Source organism: Streptomyces sp. NRRL F-2664 (assembly GCF_000719345.1).
Classification (GTDB): domain Bacteria; phylum Actinomycetota; class Actinomycetes; order Streptomycetales; family Streptomycetaceae; genus Streptomyces.
In genome coordinates this window covers 1-741 of the sequence record NZ_JOFX01000278.1, presented here as the reverse complement: position 1 = coordinate 741, position 741 = coordinate 1, and the positions used below count along the sequence as shown (strand labels likewise).

Below are 741 nucleotides of genomic sequence, written 5' to 3'. Positions count from 1 at the left end.
AGCTGGTGGACGCGGTGCTTGCGAAGTCCCGGAGCCGTGAGGTGCGGGTGCGGCTGCTCCCGCCGAGGCTGATGGTGTACTTCGTGCTCGCGCGGGCGTTGTTCTCCGGTGGGCCGTACCGGGAGGTCCTGCGGACGCTGGCCGGGGCGGTCCGGCGTGAGGATGGGTGGGGTGCCTGGCGGGTCCCGGACAAGGCGGCCGTTTTCCGTGCCCGCCGGAATCTCGGGGTGGAGGTGCTTCGTGAGCTGCTGGTTCATGCCGGGGCGGCGGTGGCCGATGAGCGGACGCCGGGGGCGTTGTGGCGGGGTTTCCGGCTGATGGCGATGGACGGGACGACGCTGCAGGCTGCGGACACGGAGGCCAATGAGGCCGGGCTGGGCCGGCTGCGGACCAAGGCCGGCAAGGGGCCCACCGGATATCCGCTGGCCCGGGTCATGGTTCTGGTCGAGTCCGGAACCCACGTGGTCTGCGACGCCGCGGTCGATTCCTACCGGGTCAGGGAACGGGTCCTGGCCGAACGGCTTGCCGGCTCGCTCCGGCCGGGCATGTTGGTCCTGGCCGATCGAGGCCTGCCCGGAGCCCATATCTTGCAGCACCTGGCCGCCACCGGAGCTGACCTGCTGTGGCGGATCCCCGGTATCTGGAAGCTGCCGGTCGAGGAGGTTCTTCCCGACGGTTCGTGGATCTCCACCGTCCGCGGCGGGCGGGGGCGAAGCGTCCGGCTGCCCCAGGACATCCGGG

Annotated in this window: 1 protein-coding gene; it reads left to right on the top strand. The window is 71.5% G+C overall.

Annotated elements, in window-relative coordinates; genetic code table 11:
* Positions 1-5: 5 nt before the first annotated feature.
* A partial coding sequence (locus tag IF89_RS0135745; RefSeq protein ID WP_324605417.1) for a transposase domain-containing protein occupies positions 6-741 on the top strand: 736 nt, incomplete at its 3' end.